This window comes from Streptococcus sp. 27098_8_134, from assembly GCF_041431675.1.
Classification (GTDB): domain Bacteria; phylum Bacillota; class Bacilli; order Lactobacillales; family Streptococcaceae; genus Streptococcus; species Streptococcus sanguinis_R.
In genome coordinates this window covers 454,401-469,970 of sequence record NZ_JAPVYD010000001.1, presented here as the reverse complement: position 1 = coordinate 469,970, position 15,570 = coordinate 454,401, and the positions used below count along the sequence as shown (strand labels likewise).

The following is a 15,570-nucleotide window of genomic DNA, read 5'->3' as shown; positions in this document are numbered from 1 at the left end:
ATGAAAATTAAACTTATTAAACGACAGATCTTGGACGAGCGGGAAGAGCAGCTTGTCAACAAGGCCGGTATGGAGGCTTTTAGTCTTTTGTTGTATGGTGGTTTAGCCCTATATGCTGGTTCTGTATCTATGAATGCTGGAGCTATTCACTATCAGCCCTTCTTGGTTTTGATCATTATCGCCTGCTTATATTTCTTCTTTCGGGCTCAGTATCTGGGAGCCAATTATTACAATAGTTTCAGTCTGACTATTTGGGGTATAGCAGCTTGGACGGGGTCTCTAACTCTTTTGATTGCCTGCCAGAATTTCCAACTGAATCATGTTATTTATCATAACAGTGTTTTTCACCCCATGTTTCTATTTGTTATTTTTATTACGTTTGTCATTCACTTTCCCTTTATGCTGCTGGTCAATATTTTCTTGGAGTATATAAATAAATGGCAGAAAAAGCGCTTTGAGAAGTATTTGGATCAATTGGAAGAAGAGTGATAACTTGTCCTTCTCGCTTAAACTTTCCAGCTCTGCTATTTTTCAAACAAATATTTTGCCCAGTTTTTTCAATCAGGTTATAATAAATAGATGAATTAAAAAATTCAGAAAATTTTATAGAGAAAAGAGAGTTGAAATCTTATGGCAAAAGATATTCGCGTCCTACTTTACTACAAATATGTTCCGATTGAGAATGCTGAGAAATTTGCAGCTGATCATCTGGCCTTCTGTAAGTCCATTGGTCTTAAAGGCCGCATCCTAGTAGCAGATGAGGGAATCAATGGAACGGTTTCTGGTGATTATGAAACCACTCAAAAATACATGGATTATGTGCACAGCCTTCCGGGCATGGAAGACCTTTGGTTCAAGATTGACGAAGAAAATGAGCAAGCCTTCAAGAAAATGTTTGTTCGCTACAAGAAAGAAATCGTGCACTTGGGCTTGGAAGACAATGATTTTGATAATGACATCAACCCGCTGGAAACGACAGGAGCTTACCTATCACCTAAGGAATTTAAGGAAGCCCTCTTGGACGAAGATACTGTTGTCCTAGATACTCGTAACGACTATGAGTACGATCTAGGTCACTTCCGCGGTGCTATCCGTCCAGACATCCGCAACTTCCGTGAGTTGCCACAATGGGTCCGTGATAACAAAGAGAAGTTCATGGACAAGCGAGTGGTTGTTTACTGTACCGGTGGTGTTCGTTGTGAGAAATTCTCAGGCTGGATGGTTCGTGAAGGCTACAAGGATGTTGGTCAGCTTCATGGCGGTATCGCGACTTACGGCAAGGATCCAGAAGTTCAAGGTGAGCTTTGGGACGGCAAGATGTATGTCTTTGATGAGCGTATCTCGGTTGATATCAACCATGTTAATCCAGTTGTGATTGGGAAAGACTGGTTTGACGGTACTCCTTGCGAGCGCTATGTCAACTGTGGCAATCCGGAGTGTAACCGCCGCATCCTGACTTCAGAAGAAAATGAAGACAAGTACCTCCGTGGCTGTTCTCACGAATGCCGCGTTCACCCTCGCAATCGCTATGTGGCTGAAAATGGCTTGAGCCAGGCAGAAGTGATGGAACGTTTGGCTGCGATTGGAGAAAGCTTGGAAACACTGGTAGCTCAGTAATAAGGAGAGATCCTAATGGAAAAATTTTGTGTTTATGGGAAATTAATGGCCCAAGAAGGAAAGGTGCAGGAACTTACTGCTTACATGCAAGAAGTTGTCAAAGAAATGCAAAATCTTGACACTTGTTTCTGCTATATCTTAGGTGAGAAGGCAGATGAACCCAACAGCATCTATATTTACGAAGTTTGGGAGAGCGAGCAAGCTCACAATGACAGTCTGACCTTGGAAGTTTTTCAAAATCTCATTGCAAAAGCTAGACCCATTATTGCAGGCATGGAAAATTTGCATAAGCTGACTATTTTTGATGGTAAGGCAAGTTTCTAAATTCCTAAGAAAAACTAAAAACTTTAGACGATTCAAACGTCTAAAGTTTTTTTATCATTTATCTACAGGTAAAAGTCTTGTTGGACAGAGATTTTGGAAAGCAGACTATTTCCGCCAGTTCTTAGATCATCTCTCAGAGTATCACTTGATTTCTGATTTTCTTTCTGCGGTTTCGATTTTTTGTCCTTTCTTTTTGATGTGATATAATGGGCTTAAATAAATGGGAAAGGAGCAGGTCTATGTCTAAAGCCATCATGGAAGAAGTGGCAGCCTATCTGCGTCAGCATGCAGATCAAGAGCTGAGTCTGACTGATTTGGCTCAGTATTTCCACTATAGTCCTTCCCATCTATCCAGAACTTTCAAGAAAAAGATGGGCTTTTCTATCAAGCAATATGTGGAAGCTCTTAAGATGGAAAAAGGGATTCAGGAAATTGTGGAAGGCCGGCAAAATGTGACTGAGACCTCTATAGAAGCTGGTTATGATAGTCTAGGCAGTTTTTCCAATACTTTTAAGCGGCATACTGGACTTTCTCCTAAAAAATATTACCAGGAATCAACCAAGGCTTATGATTTTATGGTCAAACAGTTGGATGAGAAGGGAGCTTTGTTGCATCAGGATCCCGACTGTAAAAGTGGCAATCGATTGACTGTGGCGCTATCTTATCCTGAGGGGTATGAACCACGCATTAGCTGTGTCGGGCTTTTTAAAACCCGCATACCCAAAGAAGAGCCAGTTATCGGAGTAGCACTGAGTCAGAAGAGAAAGTTTACTTTTGAAAATGTACCGGATGGTCACTACTATCTTTTGGCCTGTGAATTGCTGGAGGATTTACGCCTAACTAAAAACTATGTCTTGAAGCATAACTTTCGCTGGGGCAGCGATGAGCCTCTCACTTTTTCAGGCGATAGCATCTATCAGGAGGAAATCATCATGCGCAGGCCCTTGCCCAGCGATCCACCTATTACAGTTAATCTTCCAGTTTTAATCATGCGTTCCCTAGCCAAACAAGCGCAATTGAGAATAAGAAAATTTTTATCTTAATTGATAAACTGATACTAGAGATTTATTCTCAGATATAAAAAATTGGAGGAACAATAATGAAATTAGACGTATTTTTAAGTTTTAACGGTCAGGCCGAAGAAGCTTTTCGTTTTTATGCAGATCTTTTTCAGACAGAGATAAAGGGACTTGTACGAGCCATTGAGATGATGGATTCAGCAAACCTTCCTGCAGAAAAACGGGATAAGATTGCCTGGATTGCCTTAGATACGGAAAACTTGACCCTGAATGGTGAGGATGTAGGCATTTTTAACGACCTATCTATTCCTAGCAATCATCAGCCCAATCAATGGTTAGTTCTGAGTCCAGATAGTAGAGAAGAAGCCGATGAGCTATTTGCTAAGCTTGCTGAAGGTGGACAAATTCTCTATCCTTTAGAGGAACAAGCTTTCGCAGAGTTTTATGGCCGCTTGATTGACCGTTTTGGTATCGGTTGGGATGTGATGAAATGAGGTAGAAGGATGGCTTATAGTGAATCCTTAGCCCAGCAAGTCCGTGCCATTTTAGCTACTGAACTTCCTCCTCATGTTTTTGAAGAAGAGGTAGAAGAGAAGAAGGTGTTTGGTGGCTTGGCTTTCATGGTTCGAGGTAAGATGACCGTTACTGTGAGTTCGAGAAGTCAAGATCTTGTCATGGTACGCATCGGTAAGGAAATGGAAAAGCAGGTCCTGCCTAAAAATGGTGCCAGTGTCACAGTGATGAAAGGCAGGCTTTATCATGGCTATATTGATTTAGATGCCGAAGGACAAAAGGAACTGTCTTACTGGATCAAGCTAGCCTTGGACTACAATCAGGAGTTGACACAGCAGGATAAAAAGTAAGAAGTACTCAGATGAGCTTGGCCTTCTTAGAAGTTTATTCGTTGCCTTTTTATCAAGTTCAAATATATTCTTAGAATCTGTATTGATGAAGCTTTCAATCGGAAAGTCTCTTCATGGATACAGGTTTTTTCGTCTTTTTCTTCCAAAAATGTTATACTAATACCAGAGTCCGTTTTGCGAATGAAGTTTATCCTTAAAAGTCTTGGAGAAAATCTAGTTTGTACCTGTATTGAGTGTTGATTTTGCATTTTCTCGCTTTCTGAAAGGCTTTTGTCGTTAGAAAGGAGCATGGTATGAGTATTTCTTTTTACATTCAGAACCGAAAGGGCTTGTTTAGCTATAAGGCGATCGAAACACCCTTGTCTTTGGTTTCCCTAGTAGAAGGGCTGGAGGTCGTAGGCCTCGAGGGCGATAAGGTTTATCAATCCTTGGATCAGGTCGGAACTTTTCTGGCTGTCTACTGGGAAGGGGCAGGCCGTGGGTTTGAAGTTTATTATCTGTCAGACCGGGAAACCTACCAGGTTCGCGTCTTGACACCATCAACGGTGGGTGACTGGAAAGGGGCCATTCTCTTCATGAGTCGTTTGGCTCAGAAGATGAAGCAGGATATTGTCGATGAATACGGCACCACTTACACTGCTGACGGGATTTTTAATATTGATTTTGAAGCGGATATTCTCTACGGCCTGAACGATGCCAGAGTTGCAGCTGCGCCCATTCATGTTTTCGAAGGCTATGCTCATGATTTGTACATGTCGCAGGAAAAACTTCTGGAACTTTTCAAGGCAGAAGATCCTGTGGAGGAGTTTGGCAGGCAGATGGCTGAGATGCAGCAGGTTCAGAGTCAATTTTCTACTCCTAAGTATTATAAGGATCAGGGTGGGAAATACCTGGGTTCTTATGTCTTGGCAGAAGGAGTGGATACAGTCCTTCCGACTCAGCCCATGCCCAAGGGCTACTTGGTTAAAGAGATGATTGAGAGCGGTGCTAGTCAAGATATGGAATGGCATCTTCATATCCTGATAGAGGATGCCAGCAGTCCGCAGGGCTATAAATATCTGACAACAAAGGATTTAAAAGCTTTTTTGGAGAAGATTCCAGAGACTCACCGCAGCTATCTGGATTCTAGTCAGATTCGGATTCAGCCACTCAATCGGCTGGAACTGGAAGCCATTTTGGACCAGCTTCCAGAGGGAGAACCGAAGTTTTAGCGCTAGGAAAATTTACTTTTTGAATCTTAACAGAGCTGCCAAAAGGCGGCTTTTTTAGGTCTGTCAGCAGTTCTCACAATTTTGTGACTCTTTTCGTTTTTGTAACATATTTGAAAATATCTTGAAAATTTCAGAAATAAGCTATAGAATAGAGGTCAGTTTTATAAAAAGGAGAACGAAATGAAAGAAAAACACATGCTAATCTTGGGCTGGGTGGCCACGTTTATGTCTGTTATGATGTATGTTTCCTATATCCCACAGATTATGAATAATCTAGCTGGCAATAAGGGTGACTTTATCCAGCCTTCAGTAGCTGCTCTAAACTGTACTCTCTGGGTCATTTATGGTCTATTTAAAGAGAAGCGGGACATTCCTTTGGCAGCGGCTAATATGCCGGGTATTGTATTTGGCTTGATTACTGCTGCTACAGCCCTTATGTAAGATGAGATTGGGATTTATGCCCAGTCTTTTTTTGTTGGAAAATCATTGGACAAAGTATTCACCTTATTTGTAGCTATAGAGTCTACCTATGGCTTTTGCTATGTAGAAAATATGCAGGCAGCGTTCAGCAGACCGCCTTTTTATGATACAATGGTAAGATGAAGTCAGCAGAGTTCTGCTGGTTCTTTCATCAGGAAGAGAGGGATAAGAGCGCGCGCCTATGATACTTGAAGAATTTGACCAAAGTCACAAGGCCATCATCAACCCAGAAGACTTGAATGAATCCATAGAGGGTTTTCCGGAGACGGCTGTCTCTTGCTTTGCCAGAGAGACTTTTGCGCGGATGCTAGAGGATTTTGAGCATGAGCTGATTACGACGACCAGCATGGCAAATATTGAAATTCCTATCTATCGTGTTTTCCTGGATGGACGGGAACTGGCTCTCTTCAATGCACCTGTTGGAGCTTCGGCCTGTGTGGCTATTCTGGAAGACCTAATTGCGTTTGGTATGAAAAAGCTGGTACTTTTCGGGACTTGCGGCATCTTGGATGAGGAGATTAAGGAAACGTCCGTCATTATCCCGACGGAGGCCCTGCGAGATGAGGGGACTAGCTATCACTACCAGCCAGCTAGCCGTGAGCAGGAAGTCAATCTTGGCTTGAAAGATTTTCTGACGGCTTTTCTGGATGAGCGCGGTATTTCCCACAGCAAGGGCAAGGTCTGGACGACAGACGGCATTTACCGTGAGACGCCAGCTAAACTCCGCCAGAGAAAGGCTGAGGGAGCGATCTGTGTGGATATGGAATGCTCAGCTGTAGCGGCCTTAGCAGCTTTTCGAGAGATAACCGTCTGCCAGTTCTTCTATGCAGCCGACCACTTGTCAGAGGAAGCTTGGGATATGCGCAACCTGGCCAATCATGCAGACTTAGACGAAAAAGATAAGATTGCCAATCTAGCGATTCAAATCGCTCTGGCACTATAGAGAAATAAGATGAAAAAACCAATTATCCAATTTGAAGACTTTAGCTTTCAATATCAGGCTCAGTCTGAGCCGACCCTGAAGCAGATTAATCTGACTATTTACGAGGGGGAGAAGGTTCTGATTGTCGGACCATCTGGCTCTGGTAAGTCAACGCTGGGCCAGTGTCTCAATGGGATTATCCCCAACATTTATAAAGGAGAGGCCAGCGGACAGCTCTTGATTAAGGGACAGCCAGCCTTTGAATCCAGCATTTATGATAAGTCCAATCTAGTCAGCACGGTCTTGCAGGACACGGATGGCCAGTTTATCGGGCTTAGCGTAGCAGAAGATCTGGCCTTTGCGCTGGAAAATGATGTGATGGAGCTGTCGCTTATACGCGAAAAAGTCCGAACCTGGTCAGAGAAGCTGGATTTGGCAGAGCTTTTGCAGCATCGGCCCCAGGATCTATCCGGCGGTCAAAAGCAGCGCGTCAGTCTGGCTGGGGTTTTGATTGACGAGAGTCCTATTCTGCTTTTTGACGAGCCCTTGGCCAATCTGGATCCCAAGTCGGGTCAGGATACCATTGATTTGATTGACCAGCTTCATCAGGAGACGGAAACGACGACTCTGATTATCGAGCACCGCTTGGAAGATGTTCTTTACAGACCGGTAGACAGAATAGTGCTTGTCAATGACGGACGCATTCTCTTTAATGGACAGCCGGATGACCTGCTCAGAACCCAGCTGCTAGCTGAAAATGGCATCCGCGAACCGCTCTACATTACGACCCTGCGCCTGCTGGGCGTTGATGTGGAAAAGACTGAAGGATTGTCACGCTTGGATCAGCTGCAGCTGGCAGATGTGACCTTTGAGGGCAGAGGCTGGTCTGACTCTGATAAAGAGTCTCAGGAGCCCTTACTGGAATTGGAACATGTTTCCTTTTCCTACCAAAGCGGTGGCAAACCCATTTTACAGGATATTAGTCTGAAGATTTTCAAGGGTGAGCGGATAGCCATCGTTGGTAAAAATGGAGCTGGCAAGTCAACTCTGGCCAAGGCCCTCTGTCAGTTTATTGAGACTGAGGGGAGCTATAGCTGGCAGGGTCAGGATATCAAAGGAGACTCCATCAAGGAGCGAGCTGAGCGGATTGGCTATGTCCTGCAGAATCCCAATCAGATGATTTCGGCAGCCATGATTTTTGATGAAGTGGCTCTAGGCTTGCGCTTGCGCGGACTGGCAGAAGCGGAAATCGAAGAGCGGATCCATGCGGCTCTTAAAACGTGCGGCCTCTATGAATTCCGTAGTTGGCCGATTTCGGCCCTGTCTTTCGGCCAGAAGAAGAGGGTGACTATTGCGTCTATCTTGGTGCTGAATCCGGAGATTATCCTCTTGGATGAACCGACAGCTGGCCAGGACCAGCGCCATTATACCGAGATGATGGACTTTCTAGACGAGCTCAACCAGCAGGGACATACGATTATCATGATTACCCATGATATGCAGCTAATGCTGGATTACTCAGATCGGGCAGTGGTTGTGGTGGATGGTCAGATTTTAGCCGATAAGGCGCCTGCTCAGGTGCTGACAGATCAAGAGTTGATTTCGGCGGCTCATCTAAAGGAAACGTCAATCTTTGCTCTGGCTGAGAAGATTGGTGCCGACCCTCTGGCTTTGACTGAGTTTTATATGCGAGAAAAGGAGGACAAGCATGCTTAATCAGCGAAAATTAATCGGCTACCATGCAGGCGAGACGTTTCTTCATGGTTTGTCCGGTGCCAGCAAGATGCTGTTCTTCGTTCTGGTATCAGTGGCAGCCATGATCAGCTATGATACTCGCTTTTTGCTGGGGCTAGCCCTGCTGTCCCTCTGTCTCTTTCGGCTGTCCCATATCCGCATTCGAGACATTTCATTTGTTTTAGTCTTTGCGGAATCCTTTGCGGCCCTTAACTTAGTGATGGTCTATCTTTTCGCGCCTCAGTATGGTGTCGATATCTACGGAGCCAAAGATGTCCTCTGGACTGGATGGGGAGCCTATAATCTAACAGCTCAAGAGCTGTTCTACCTCTTTAATCTCCTGCTCAAGTATGTTTCGACCATTCCTCTGGCAGTGATTTTCCTCATGACAACCCATCCCAGTCAGTTTGCTTCCAGCCTTCATCAGCTTGGTATTTCCTATAAAATTGCTTACGCAGTCAGTCTGACGCTCCGCTATATTCCAGATTTGCAGGAAGAATTCTTCCTGATCCGGATGTCTCAGGAAGCGCGTGGGCAGGAATTATCCAAGAAAGCCAAACTGGCTCAGCGCGTGAAGGGAAATCTGCAGATTATCATTCCGCTGATTTTCAGCTCCCTAGAGCGCATAAATACCATTGCCACAGCAATGGAGCTGCGTCGTTTCGGAAAAAATAAAAAACGCACCTGGTATACCTATCAGGCTCTAAGCAAACGAGATATGCTGGTGCTGACACTGGCAGTCGCCTTTCTATTACTTTGCTTTGCCCTCTTCGCAGTTAATCACGGCCGCTTTTATAACCCGTGGAGGTAGGATAAAGTGTGTGAACTTCGTTTAATATATATTAGGAGGATAACTACTAGGTGGAAGAAAGAATAAAGAGTAGATTCCGTAAGGACTTATTATTTCCTGTTTTATATGGTTTAGGAGGTATAATTTTTCTCTTCTATATGCCACATGCGGACGAATTTGGTTTTTGGGCATCCTTGATTTTTGCTGCTTTGCTACTACTGATGAGTGCACTCTTTACCTGGCTTGCTTGGATTACTAAGCAAAAGAGCTTGCAGAGCTATCAGAAGCTTTATTCTCAATATCCGGAGCTGGAGAAGAAGTTTTACAAGATTTATAGCCAGTCTCGCTATTCACGTGAAAAACTATCTCTTTATCTTTATAAGGATGCAATCATACGGGATGATACCTATTTTCAGTTTCTTATGCTTTCTGATTTAACTGATTTGACTATTAAGATTGAGAAAGTTCAAAAGAACAAGTACGTCAAGTATCCTCATCTATATTTGTATTATAGTCCCATGAGTGCCAATAAAGATATTCGTCTGCATCTGGGACGATATACTAATCAAAATTATGTTGAACTATTACAGTTTTTAGATGTGGTGAATCAAGTCGCCCCTCAGATTAGAATCTATAATGAAGCAAAAAAATAATATTCTTTAATAGCGAAGAAAAATCAGACAATCCTTGCCTGATTTTTCTTTTTATAATGGTCTTTTATTTGGCATACCGGCCTTGCGGGGGTATTTGTTGGGCGTTTCTTTCTTCTTTTCAACCACTGTGATAAAGCGGGGGTCACCGTTTGGCAGGGCATAGCTGAGGTTGTCTTGGACCTTGCTAAAGAGTAGGTTGAGGGCATTTTTTGCTTCTTCCAGTTCTTCTGGAGCATTAGAAGCCTTGAGAGCCAAAAGCTTCCCGCCAACTTTTAGATAGGGAATGGTCAGCTCAGACAGGACCTGCATGCGGGCGACTGCACGGGCAGTGACGAGGTCAAATTGGGTCCGAAAGGCCTTGTCCTGAGCAAAGTCTTCTGCGCGGCCGTGGTAGAAGTGAACCTTGTCCAGCGCCAGCTCCTCTGCCAGCAGTTTGAGGAAGTTGATGCGTTTGTTGAGCGAGTCAATGATAGTCACATCAAGCTGAGGATAGATAATTTTCATAGGGAGGCTAGGAAAGCCAGCACCGGCTCCGATATCCAGCAGCTTGAGCTCTTGATTATCAATCAGGCCTTGCAAAACGGGGGCAATTGAATCATAGAAATGCTTGAGATAGACTTCGTTTTTCTCAGTGATAGCTGTTAAATTGATTTTTTCATTCCATTCGACCAAGAGTTCAAAATAACGCTCAAACTGGTTTTTCTGGCGGTCAGTCAGCTCGATTCCCTGCTGGCTCAATAGCTGGTAAAATTCTTGCGGTGTCATAGTTTCATCCTTGTTTGTCAGTATTCATCTTATTATATCATAAAAAGGAGACCCCAGCATTCTGCCAAGGGGCCTCTTTTCTTATATGCCAATTTGATTGAGCTCCGCCAAGAGCAGCTGGCGCCGTTCATCCTGATTAGCAGCTGGGTCAAATAGAACTTCTTTTTTTATCTTGCCATCTAAAATGAGCAGAACCTTGTCTGCATAGGTAGCCACACTGGCATCATGCGTCACTAGGAGAATGCTTGCACCCTGCTGGTGGAAGTGCTGCATGAGCTCCATAGCTTGACGGCCAGCCTGAGAGTTGAGCGCTCCTGTCGGCTCGTCAGCAAAAATGATTCGAGGCTGGTTCATGAGAGCCCGGCAGATGCCGGCTCGCTGGAGCTGGCCGCCCGATACCTGATGGATAGAGCGGTGAGCAATGTCCTTAATGCCAGTCAGAGCCATTAACTCCTTGGCTCGCTTATAGGCTGCCTTTCGCTCGCTGCTTTTCTTACCAATGATACTCGGTAGGCAGATATTGTCTAAGATATTGAGATTTTTCAGGAATGTTGCCTGCTGGAAGACAAAACCGAAAGCCTCTCTGCGAAGGAGGTCTAGGTCTTTATCTTTCATAGCCAGCAGGTCCTGTCCCTCGTAAAGAATCTGGCCTTGGTCAGGTCTGTCAATGGTGGACAGAAGATTGAGAAGAGTGGATTTCCCACAACCAGAAGGTCCCATGATGGCGATGAATTGGCCGCTTTCAATCTCTAGCGACAAATCACGGAGAATGGGCTCCTGATTTTCCTGATAGCTTTTGCTGAGGTTATGTGCTTCTAATAACATAGGCTTCTCCTCGGATGTAAAATAAATGCTAAGCGCTCGGAAGCTAGCTGCTTAAGGTCAATGTTCCTTTAGATAACGTCCAATTTCCAGCTTGTTCAGCGCTCGGAGACTGATGTGTGCTGCTGTGAGTCCGCTAAGAAGCAGAGCCAGCGGTGTCCATAGAAAAGTAAGGGACTTATTGATGATGAGCTGGAGTTTGCTGATACCGAAGCTGTTGAGCAGTAGACTGCAGACTTCTTGCCCCAGACTAAGGAGCAGCAGGTCGGCTATCGCCAGAGCCAGCATCAAGATGAAGCAGACAGCGAGCAGGTAGTAGCTCCTGAGTCGTTCAGTGCCAAATCCCAGCATCCGATAAAGTGCCAAGTCAGCTTGGTCCTTGGTGAGAATCATATAGACAAAGAGAGTCATAAGGATGAAGACAATGCCGAGCCCTGTCCAGAAAACGCTGGTCTGAATCAGGCGGAGCATGGCAAGAGTATCATCAAAAGTCTGATGGAAAAAGTCTTCTACGTCGGTCAATTTATAATTGGAATAGCGTTTTTTCCATTCGTTGATTTTTTGAGTTTTGTTGCTAGCATCTTTAAGGTGGATGGTCGTCAGACTATTGAGTGTTTGCGCTTGCTTTGTCACAAAGACAGCCTTGGCGGTCTTGCCGCCGTAGGTCAGGTCTGAGTAAATACCGACTACTTTTAGTTTTCTGGCTTGACCGTCTACCGTCAAGGTCAGGCTGTCTCCTACTTTTAGCTTGAGCTCTTCTGCCTTAAGCTTGGAGAGGGCAATTTCATGCTCGTTTTTAGGATAGCGGCCTTGGCTGTATTTGACTGGAAATCCCGCATGGTTTCCCAGAGTTACCCGCAACTGCTGGGTCTGACCTTGCTGGTCTTGATAGGAGAAATTCTGGCTCTGGTACTGATTAATCTCTGCGATATCCTTGTCTGCCTGCAGTTCTTTCAGAAGCTGGGCAGTCTTGGTATCGATATCTTCAGTCTGAGAAATATCAACCAACACATCTGCCTGACCGGCTCCCAGATACTGACTGAAATTCTTGTCCATCACAGTACTGTAGAGACTGGCTGGCAGCAGGATAAGCAGGCTAATCAGACTGACAATGAGCAAGATAGTCAAATAGAGTTTTTTATGATTCAGAATCGTTTTCAGAGCGAAATAGGGCCTGTCTAAGAGGGGGATAGTCGGTAATCCCATTTTGGGAGTAGAACACGTCTCGGTCAGACTGTTGGAAGAAGCTAATCTTAAAGCTTGGCCGGGGGTCTTTTTCTTAAAAGAGCTGAGAGGCCGGGCAGTCAGCCAAAAGACCAAGAGACAGAGCAGTAGAGCCACTAGCATTTCCAGAAGATAGCTATAGAAGGGCGTCGGACTTTGCCCCATAGACAGTGCCATTTGCTTTTTAAAAGGACTACTCAGAAGAAAGGACAGTCCCCATCCAGCGATGGTTGCTAGAGCCAGGCAGAAATAATACTTGGTCAGGTAGACTCTGCTGATAAAGCTTTGGGGTAGTCCCATCACCTTCATAACCGCAATCTGCTGCAGGTCTTCTTGAATCTTGGTCAGGAGGGCAAAGCGCATGCAGAGAAAGGTGATGTCAATGATGGCCACAACCAGCAGCCCCATGACTAGGATGACTAGAGCATCATTGAAGCCGTTAATCATCTTGATCGTCGGATAAGTAATCATGGGCGGCCCATTGGACTCAAGCTCTGCATTTTTATAGGCCTGCTCGATAGCTGAGATTTGGCTAAGCTTATGCACTCGAAAGGCAATCAGGTTCTCATTAGATGCAAATGCTTCTTTTTTCAGAGTCTGCAAATCAGTTTGCGAGATGAGGAAGCGCTTGGAGGAGACTAGACCAGCATTCATCTGGGCATCACGGATAAAGCCCTGGACAGTTAGCTGTAGCTTGCCGACCCTTATTTGGTCGCCAATCTTGATTTTACCGCTGTTGTAGTAGTAGAGCGGAATATATACTTGACCTGGCTGAGGTTGAGCGGGTCGGTTATGTTGATCCAGCAGAAAGTCAAAGTGTTGGTTCTGACTGGAAAAACCATTATCTTGGGAACTGTCCTGAAGCGAGTCCTGTCCATTGATGCGGATGGCTGTTCCTTCTAAATTGACAAAGTCGGTCACTTGCCAATCGGCAATTTCAGCATGCTGCTGGACAAAGTTTTTCAGGCGTTCTCGGTCAATGCTTCCGCTGTGCATTTGTAAGAGATGAGGACTTTTAGCTGTTTCCACAAAGCGCTCAATCGAGCTAGTGAGACTAACGGTCAGGCGAGTGGCTGCAAAGCTCAGAGTCAGAGTCAGAAGAAGGAAAAGCCCGATGACCAGCATGCTGACTTTGTTTTCTTTTAAATCATTTTTTATCAAGCGTTGAAACATATTCCAGCTCCTTTACTGAACGTGCTCGGGAGAGCAGATAAGCACCAATGCTGATAGAGATACCGGATAGGATAAAGAGCAGACCATAGCCTCTGCCTCCTCCGACACCGATGATTTTTCCGACAGAATTTGCCAGCCAGCCAAAGTAAGTCAGTGAGGGCTTGAAAAGAGTGTCCGCGACCCAACCCATGCCGGCATAAGCTAGCACATAGCCCAGCTGAGAAATAATCCCTATGGTCCCCCAGACCTTGCCTTGGTCAGCTTTGTTAATATTGATGCGGACCAGATAGTCAATGGCTGTATTGGCGAAAGGCAGGGCAGCAAAGAGGAGGAAGCCAAAGCTACAAATCCAGATGAAGCTTTCCTTCATTCCCAGCCAAACCATGAAGAGTCCCAGTAGAAATAGTGAGAGGCAGAGCATACGATGGAAGTGTTTTTTGATAGCAAATATCCCCAGAACCAAGCCTCCTATCAGCATTCCGCTGCTGGAGATAGTCATGACCCAGCCGGCTGTTTTAGCGTCTGCGAAAGCCAGTACCAAGGGAGAAAGCAGGATTTGGACAGTTCCCAGAAAGAAGGAAAAGCCTGTTCCGGCTAGGACTAAAATCCAGATGCCTTTTTTCCCATAAACGATTTGAAAACCTTTAAGGAAATCCGCCCAGAACCGGCTATCACTGCTATAAACTTGTGTGTGAATGGCCCTACGAGCCAGCAAGGTGCAGGCTACTGTCACGAAAATGGTCGAAAAATCCAGCAACAGAATTGTGCTGATATGCCCACTCGCTAAAATCATTCCAGCCAAGGCTGGTGAGATCAGATAGCGGGCAATGCCATTAATCTGGGACAGACCGGTTGCTTTTGATAACTGATCCTCAGGCAGCAAGTCGGAAATTGTAGCTCGAAAGGCCGGATTGACCAAGGCTGAAAAGAGCGAACTAATGGCAGCTCCGATACAGATAAAAATCAAAGCAGGATTCTTCAGACTAAAGTAAATCCAGAGAACGCCTAAGCCTGACAGGCCATCTCCCAGAGCCATTAGCAATCTTCGGTCATAGCGATCTGCCAGAATTCCAGCCAGAGGAGTAACCAAAAGACCGGGTAGAAAAGCACAAAGCGTAACAAAAGAAGAAACAGAAACCAAACCGGTCAGCTGGAATATATAAACACCTAAAGCGAAAGAAGTCATACCAGAGCCGATTTCCGAGATGAGACTCCCAATCCAAATCAATAAAAATAGCCTAAAGCCTGATTGTTTCATAGTTACCTCCTTATGCTTGCAATGTCAAGTAAGTGTAAATAGTAAATCTAGTACCTAGCTTTCTAGCTGCTTTGAGTCTGAATCAGGGATAGAAAGGGATTGAAGTAGCCTTGCCGGCTGTGAAAAAGAGTTTCTAAAAGATAGAGAAAAGCTTGCAGTTTTTGCTGCTGTTTTTCTGGAGGTAGTGCCTGAAAACTGCTGCCAAAAGCTTGCAGGGAATAGGTAAGAATCATTTCCAAGCTTTCGTAGGGATAGTCGGTCCTCATATCTCCGGCGGTGATGCCGTCTTGGATGATGGGAAGTAGAATCTGGGGTGCTCGTTCAAGAAGAATTTGATTGGTCTTTTCGTGCAGGAGCGCATTTTGTGGCTGATTGAGATGCAGTAGTACTTCCTCTCCCTCTTGGTGATTGAGATTCAGTGCAGCTATGCTGCCAGCCAAGCGCTCTATGATAGTCAGTTCACGATTATCAGCAAAGGCTTGAGAAGCCGTAAATGCTTGTTCAATGGTTCGCTCAATGATGGCATCCATTATCTCTTCCTTAGAAGAAAAGTAATAGTAGAGAGTACCGCGGGCGATTTGAGTCGCTTCTAAAATCTGGGAGATAGAGGTCTGGTCAAAGCCTTGCTCCATAAAAAGCTTTTGTGCGGTATCTAAGATAAAGTCTTTTTTATTGGCCATGGTTGCATCCTTTTTGGTAGTAAAATTTTATTCGA

17 protein-coding genes are annotated in these 15,570 nt (G+C 44.8%); 12 read left to right on the top strand and 5 right to left on the bottom strand.

Annotated elements, in window-relative coordinates:
• From O3620_RS02180 to O3620_RS02125, 12 genes are all read left to right on the top strand, one after another.
• Positions 1-489 carry a DUF6773 family protein gene (locus tag O3620_RS02180; protein ID WP_002910386.1) on the top strand — a complete coding sequence of 163 codons (489 nt, stop codon included), beginning with the start codon at positions 1-3 and terminating at the stop codon, positions 487-489.
• Positions 490-630: 141 nt separating this feature from the next.
• A complete protein-coding gene (locus O3620_RS02175; RefSeq protein WP_002910385.1) occupies positions 631-1,617 on the top strand; it encodes a rhodanese-related sulfurtransferase in 987 nt (328 codons plus the stop codon).
• 15 nt (positions 1,618-1,632) lie between these two features.
• Positions 1,633-1,941 (top strand): putative quinol monooxygenase, encoded by a 309-nt coding sequence (locus O3620_RS02170; protein ID WP_002903981.1) that lies wholly within the window; start codon positions 1,633-1,635, stop codon positions 1,939-1,941.
• A 239-nt stretch (positions 1,942-2,180) separates the two neighbouring features.
• Complete coding sequence (locus O3620_RS02165; RefSeq protein ID WP_002919496.1) at positions 2,181-2,984, top strand: helix-turn-helix transcriptional regulator; 804 nt, start codon at positions 2,181-2,183, stop codon at positions 2,982-2,984.
• A 56-nt stretch (positions 2,985-3,040) separates the two neighbouring features.
• Positions 3,041-3,454, top strand: a complete 414-nt coding sequence (locus O3620_RS02160) for a VOC family protein (protein WP_002919495.1) — start codon at positions 3,041-3,043, stop codon at positions 3,452-3,454.
• Between the two features lie 9 nt (positions 3,455-3,463).
• Entirely contained in the window at positions 3,464-3,823 is a 360-nt protein-coding gene (locus O3620_RS02155; RefSeq protein ID WP_002919494.1) for a TfoX/Sxy family protein, read from the top strand.
• A gap of 293 nt (positions 3,824-4,116) precedes the next feature.
• Positions 4,117-5,034, top strand: a complete 918-nt coding sequence (locus tag O3620_RS02150) for a DUF4299 family protein (RefSeq protein ID WP_002919493.1) — start codon at positions 4,117-4,119, stop codon at positions 5,032-5,034.
• A gap of 180 nt (positions 5,035-5,214) precedes the next feature.
• Entirely contained in the window at positions 5,215-5,475 is a 261-nt protein-coding gene (locus O3620_RS02145) for a SemiSWEET family transporter (protein WP_002898091.1), read from the top strand.
• A 220-nt stretch (positions 5,476-5,695) separates the two neighbouring features.
• Positions 5,696-6,457 carry a nucleoside phosphorylase gene (locus O3620_RS02140; RefSeq protein ID WP_002919492.1) on the top strand — a complete coding sequence of 254 codons (762 nt, stop codon included), beginning with the start codon at positions 5,696-5,698 and terminating at the stop codon, positions 6,455-6,457.
• Between the two features lie 9 nt (positions 6,458-6,466).
• Complete coding sequence (locus tag O3620_RS02135; protein ID WP_371601379.1) at positions 6,467-8,152, top strand: ABC transporter ATP-binding protein; 1,686 nt, start codon at positions 6,467-6,469, stop codon at positions 8,150-8,152.
• Entirely contained in the window at positions 8,145-8,981 is an 837-nt protein-coding gene (locus O3620_RS02130) for an energy-coupling factor transporter transmembrane protein EcfT (RefSeq protein ID WP_002919490.1), read from the top strand. Before O3620_RS02135 ends, O3620_RS02130 begins: the two co-directional genes overlap by 8 nt.
• Positions 8,982-9,031: 50 nt before the next feature.
• Entirely contained in the window at positions 9,032-9,613 is a 582-nt protein-coding gene (locus tag O3620_RS02125; protein ID WP_002919489.1) for a hypothetical protein, read from the top strand.
• A gap of 51 nt (positions 9,614-9,664) precedes the next feature.
• Here the strand turns inward: O3620_RS02125 and rsmG are convergent, their stop codons facing one another.
• From rsmG to O3620_RS02100, 5 genes are all read right to left on the bottom strand, one after another.
• Positions 9,665-10,378, bottom strand: coding sequence for a 16S rRNA (guanine(527)-N(7))-methyltransferase RsmG (gene rsmG / locus O3620_RS02120; RefSeq protein WP_002919488.1), 714 nt, complete (start codon positions 10,376-10,378; stop codon positions 9,665-9,667).
• An 81-nt stretch (positions 10,379-10,459) separates the two neighbouring features.
• On the bottom strand, positions 10,460-11,203 hold the full coding sequence (locus O3620_RS02115; RefSeq protein WP_002919487.1) for an ABC transporter ATP-binding protein: 744 nt from the start codon (positions 11,201-11,203) through the stop codon (positions 10,460-10,462).
• Between the two features lie 57 nt (positions 11,204-11,260).
• Positions 11,261-13,597 carry an ABC transporter permease gene (locus O3620_RS02110; protein ID WP_002919486.1) on the bottom strand — a complete coding sequence of 779 codons (2,337 nt, stop codon included), beginning with the start codon at positions 13,595-13,597 and terminating at the stop codon, positions 11,261-11,263.
• Positions 13,572-14,855, bottom strand: a complete 1,284-nt coding sequence (locus O3620_RS02105; protein ID WP_002919485.1) for an MFS transporter — start codon at positions 14,853-14,855, stop codon at positions 13,572-13,574. The genes O3620_RS02110 and O3620_RS02105 overlap by 26 nt, the downstream gene beginning before the upstream one ends.
• A gap of 62 nt (positions 14,856-14,917) precedes the next feature.
• Entirely contained in the window at positions 14,918-15,535 is a 618-nt protein-coding gene (locus O3620_RS02100) for a TetR/AcrR family transcriptional regulator (RefSeq protein ID WP_002919483.1), read from the bottom strand.
• Positions 15,536-15,570: the final 35 nt, after the last annotated feature.

Excerpts from the sequence above, each read along its gene's own strand:
- O3620_RS02180 (WP_002910386.1), top strand. The coding sequence starts at position 1 with ATGAAAATTAAACTTATTAAACGACAGATCTTGGACGAGCGGGAAGAG.
- O3620_RS02175 (WP_002910385.1), top strand. The coding sequence starts at position 631 with ATGGCAAAAGATATTCGCGTCCTACTTTACTACAAATATGTTCCGATT.
- O3620_RS02170 (WP_002903981.1), top strand. The coding sequence starts at position 1,633 with ATGGAAAAATTTTGTGTTTATGGGAAATTAATGGCCCAAGAAGGAAAG.
- O3620_RS02165 (WP_002919496.1), top strand. The coding sequence starts at position 2,181 with ATGTCTAAAGCCATCATGGAAGAAGTGGCAGCCTATCTGCGTCAGCAT.
- O3620_RS02160 (WP_002919495.1), top strand. The coding sequence starts at position 3,041 with ATGAAATTAGACGTATTTTTAAGTTTTAACGGTCAGGCCGAAGAAGCT.
- O3620_RS02155 (WP_002919494.1), top strand. The coding sequence starts at position 3,464 with ATGGCTTATAGTGAATCCTTAGCCCAGCAAGTCCGTGCCATTTTAGCT.
- O3620_RS02150 (WP_002919493.1), top strand. The coding sequence starts at position 4,117 with ATGAGTATTTCTTTTTACATTCAGAACCGAAAGGGCTTGTTTAGCTAT.
- O3620_RS02145 (WP_002898091.1), top strand. The coding sequence starts at position 5,215 with ATGAAAGAAAAACACATGCTAATCTTGGGCTGGGTGGCCACGTTTATG.
- O3620_RS02140 (WP_002919492.1), top strand. The coding sequence starts at position 5,696 with ATGATACTTGAAGAATTTGACCAAAGTCACAAGGCCATCATCAACCCA.
- O3620_RS02135 (WP_371601379.1), top strand. The coding sequence starts at position 6,467 with ATGAAAAAACCAATTATCCAATTTGAAGACTTTAGCTTTCAATATCAG.
- O3620_RS02130 (WP_002919490.1), top strand. The coding sequence starts at position 8,145 with ATGCTTAATCAGCGAAAATTAATCGGCTACCATGCAGGCGAGACGTTT.
- rsmG (WP_002919488.1), bottom strand. The coding sequence starts at position 10,378 with ATGACACCGCAAGAATTTTACCAGCTATTGAGCCAGCAGGGAATCGAG.
- O3620_RS02115 (WP_002919487.1), bottom strand. The coding sequence starts at position 11,203 with ATGTTATTAGAAGCACATAACCTCAGCAAAAGCTATCAGGAAAATCAG.
- O3620_RS02110 (WP_002919486.1), bottom strand. The coding sequence starts at position 13,597 with ATGTTTCAACGCTTGATAAAAAATGATTTAAAAGAAAACAAAGTCAGC.
- O3620_RS02105 (WP_002919485.1), bottom strand. The coding sequence starts at position 14,855 with ATGAAACAATCAGGCTTTAGGCTATTTTTATTGATTTGGATTGGGAGT.
- O3620_RS02100 (WP_002919483.1), bottom strand. The coding sequence starts at position 15,535 with ATGGCCAATAAAAAAGACTTTATCTTAGATACCGCACAAAAGCTTTTT.